At 37.3% G+C, this 4,401-nt stretch carries 2 protein-coding genes; both read right to left on the bottom strand.

The annotated features are described in order from the left end of the window. Positions 1 to 805: 805 nt before the first annotated feature. The coding region (locus AFK68_RS38440) for a PEP-CTERM sorting domain-containing protein (protein WP_210407309.1) at positions 806 to 1,006 on the bottom strand (201 nt) is incomplete at its 5' end. Positions 1,007 to 2,496: 1,490 nt separating this feature from the next. Beyond that, positions 2,497 to 3,414: a cupin-like domain-containing protein gene (locus AFK68_RS08585; protein WP_094672370.1), complete on the bottom strand. Its 918-nt coding sequence runs from the start codon at positions 3,412 to 3,414 to the stop codon at positions 2,497 to 2,499. Positions 3,415 to 4,401 lie beyond the last annotated feature (987 nt).

The raw sequence follows: 4,401 nt of genomic DNA on the forward strand, positions 1-4,401 counted from the left end.
GGGAACCGTGCAATTTGGAAATCGTGGTTTTAACCCGATTTACAGCTCCTAGTCACGAATCCACGCGACTTTAGTCCGTGGAGTGTCAAAGACCGATTGTTCATTAATTGATAATTGATAATTATCTCAAAGAAAACTGTAAAGGAATTGAATATAAGAAAATATCCTAGCACTTTTTTTCTCTTGAATATAGAAGGCTTTATACCTTGATTTTTTGTTAAAGGCTTTTATCTTTAAATCAACAAGCCCTATTTAGATGAGAAATACAAATTCAGGTTAGAAGTAAATTTTTACTTCCAACCTAGAATAACAAAATATATTTATATGGATGGTGCTGTTGAATGTGTAGATGTTGGAAAAATATATGAAAAAATTATTGTAGATGCGGCGATTAATACTTAATTGTAGATGCTATATATACCTAGCTGAAATGATTTCTATTACATAGGACTTAGATAGTATAAGGTATTTTCGTCATTGCGACCGACAGGGAAGCAATCTCAAATCCTAGTTTTTCATACCTCGTGCGTAAGTCCTATTACAGCAATACCATGTCATTAGAGAGAGCTTTAACCATTTTGGCGACGGCGAGAATTTACTAAACCACCTAAGAATAAAGCTAAACCTAATATTGTACTTGNTAGATGCTATATATACCTAGCTGAAATGATTTCTATTACATAGGACTTAGATAGTATAAGGTATTTTCGTCATTGCGACCGACAGGGAAGCAATCTCAAATCCTAGTTTTTCATACCTCGTGCGTAAGTCCTATTACAGCAATACCATGTCATTAGAGAGAGTTTTAACCATTTTGGCGACGGCGAGAATTTACTAAACCACCTAAGAATAAAGCTAAACCTAATATTGTACTTGGTTCAGGAATGGATGTTGTACCACCAGTTGTGCCACCGCCTGTTGTGCCACCACCAGTTGTGCCACCACCAGTTGTGCCACCACCAGTTGTGCCACCACCAGTTGTGCCGCCACCTGTTGTGCCACCACCNGTTGTGCCACCACCAGTTGTGCCACCACCAGTTGTGCCACCACCAGTTGTGCCACCACCAGTTGTGCCGCCACCTGTTGTGCCACCACCAGTTGTGCCACCGCCTGTTGTGCCACCACCTGTTGTGCCACCACCAGTTGTGCCGCCACCAGTTGTGCCGCCACCAGTTGTGCCACCACCAGTTGTGCCACCACCAGTTGTGCCACTTAATAATTTGTCACTTCCTGCACCTGCGTTAACCTGTTGGAAACGAGCGCCGATATCTAAGTCTCCATTCGTGAAAGCTGTAAGGAAATCATTTTCTAAAGTTGCAGCCACAAGATTAGCGCCACTTACCAAAAAGCTAACGATAGTAGATTGACCTTCAGCAAGAGCGTCATTAGCATTACCACCCAAGAAATTATTGTTATCAGCAATACCAACATCCAAAGTATCAAAGGGGTTAAAAGCAGCGTTTTCTATAAATGTATCAAGAAAACCATCAGAGTTGAAGGAACCAGCAAAGCTTAAACCATCCAAGAGATCAAAACCAATGCCTGTCAACTTAGAAGCAGTGGCTCCAGCACCAAAAACACTACTGCCTGTAGTGTTTGTAATACCCAATTCAATCTTAACATCAGAGCCTTGCTGGATGAAGCCAAAATCTACAGAAGCTGAAGCCCCAGTAGCAGGAGAATTGGAAGATGTACTGTCGGCTCCAAAGTTAAAAGTAAAGGCTTCAGCCGAAGTAGGCAATAAAACTGTNATACCCAATTCAATCTTAACATCAGAGCCTTGCTGGATGAAGCCAAAATCTACAGAAGCTGAAGCCCCAGTAGCAGGAGAATTGGAAGATGTACTGTCGGCTCCAAAGTTAAAAGTAAAGGCTTCAGCCGAAGTAGGCAATAAAACTGTTGATGCTATAGCAACACCAGTTACTGATAAAAACGAAGAATCAAATATAACTTTTCTCGCAGAACGTAATACAGTTGCAAAAGTTTTGTTCATCATTGGAGTCATCCTGTAAGATAAATTGCTTATTTACAATTAACAATATAGCTATTAGTAAAACCTGGTGTAAACCTGTATTTTCAAGAAGGCAATAATCTTCATCAAAACCTTATATAAAATACCCTTTTGGTAAAGAGTTGATGAAATTTAGGAGAATAAAGTAAATATTATCCTGTTTTAGTTTTGACACTGTGTATATTGGATTTTTGCCTTCTATTCAATATTTATTTAGGCTAAATTCCAGTTATATTATGTCCAGATAATTAGTGGTAAAAAAGTTTTTCAGGACTTATGCAGATATACTAAATGTAGAATCTAAAACTATTGCGCAATAGTTTTAAAAACTATATGTATAGTCTATGCGTAAGTCCTGTTTTTGTTTGTAGTAGGGCTTCAGCCCGATCCATAACTTAGGGCTAAAGCCCTACTACGAACTTTTCCTTTTCTATATATAGCTTTCAACTAACTTGTCACCCCGTAAAGTATTACCTACTAAATGCTTACTGAATACTAGGATTTTGATACTTATAGTAATTGGGAAAAATAAAGTTCATCAAAGAAAGAGAAATACTAACATTAAGTGACTTAACTTGATGCCACCAACCGATAGGGATAAAAATCATTTCTCCAGGTTCAAGAATTACCTCGATAATTTTCACCTTTTTAAACAAAGGATATCTATAGTAATCTGGATTTTCTAAGTCTACTTTACTAAAAACAGTTTGATAATTGTAGAGAAATGGGGTTTGATCGGGAGAGATAATTCGCCAAAGCTTTCTGCCATAGACTTGAGCGCTTATTAGGTTAGTTTGGTCGTGATGTACTGGTGTAATTGTACCACCTGGACCAAACCATAATTTAATTTGACCCTTAGTATTTGAACTATCTAAAAAATCAGGATAAAAATTTATATCATCCAGGAGATTTTTAATTTTGTCTCGTTGAAAATTACGATTACTAGCAACCATATAATAATCATTAGTATCACCGCCATTGACAACCATATCGACATATTCACTTAACTTTAATACTCTTTTGTGTCGCCCTTTATTAATTTCATATTGCGCATCTGAGTTACGATTATCTTGAATCTCTACATTAGCATCGCCATAATGAGTTTTAAAATATTCTGGAGTCCACAAAGACAGAGCTTGCCATTTAGTCATCATATTTGTAATTACAACTGGGGTATTTGTGGCGTAGTATTTTGCTAAAAATTCTTCTTTGGAAATACGACTTCTGCGTTCTATATAGCTAGAGTTTGGAGACAGTTGAGAAATTTGATGACGGACTTCTAACATCGACTCCAGTTTTCTGAACAACTGCATCATGTTATTGCTTGCTTTAAAATAGGGATTAGCAGTTAAATGACTTAATTCTGCTACAGCAATTTGCTCATTTATTCCTCTTTTAACCATTTCTTGAATAATGGAATATCAGGGTAGTTGCGCAATTTACTTTCGGTCATCCATTGTTTCCAATCATCGGAAATTTGAGATTTATTTNAAATTCTTCTTTGGAAATACGACTTCTGCGTTCTATATAGCTAGAGTTTGGAGACAGTTGAGAAATTTGATGACGGACTTCTAACATCGACTCCAGTTTTCTGAACAACTGCATCATGTTATTGCTTGCTTTAAAATAGGGATTAGCAGTTAAATGACTTAATTCTGCTACAGCAATTTGCTCATTTATTCCTCTTTTAACCATTTCTTGAATAATGGAAATATCAGGGTAGTTGCGCAATTTACTTTCGGTCATCCATTGTTTCCAATCATCGGAAATTTGAGATTTATTTTGTTGATTGAATGATTTATGGTCAGACTGGGATGAGTTTTTGTTACTTCGTTGATTCTCAATTTCTAAAATTCTAGCAGCAATTTTTGCTCGCTCTTGCTCAGAAATATTTTGGTTTGTGAGAACTGTTTCGAGGATTTTAACAGACTTATCAACTAGATGTTGTAGCTTTTCTTTGGGTAAGATTTCCATTCCTAAGTTTTGGGCTAATTTTTTCTGTATCATCATGTTTGAAATTACTTGAAAGTCAAATATAGAAATATTTTTTTTTAGTAGTGGATTGTTTCATCTTAAATGTTGCAATAGATGTAGGTTGGGTTGTTTGCGTTAGCATTGCGCAGCATGGAACCGTTTGCGGAGCATTTCCAACGGAAAAACCCAACAACAATCTTTCTCCCCTACTCCCCTACTCCCCTACTCCCCTACTTCCTAATGCACAGTTTTAGCTGTGTCAGTCCAGTATTGGACTGTTTCATCTTAAATGTTGCAATAGATGTAGGTTGGGTTGTTTGCGTTAGCATTGCGCAGCATGGAACCGTTTGCGGAGCATTTCCAACGGAAAAACCCAACAACAATCTTTCTCCCCTACTCCCCTACTCCCCTACTCC

It is taken from the genome of Hydrocoleum sp. CS-953, from assembly GCF_002260545.1.
In the GTDB taxonomy this organism is placed as follows: domain Bacteria; phylum Cyanobacteriota; class Cyanobacteriia; order Cyanobacteriales; family Microcoleaceae; genus Trichodesmium.

Bases quoted from the DNA above. Each gene is read 5' to 3' on its own strand.
- AFK68_RS08585 (WP_094672370.1), bottom strand. From the start codon at position 3,414: ATGGTTAAAAGAGGAATAAATGAGCAAATTGCTGTAGCAGAATTAAGT.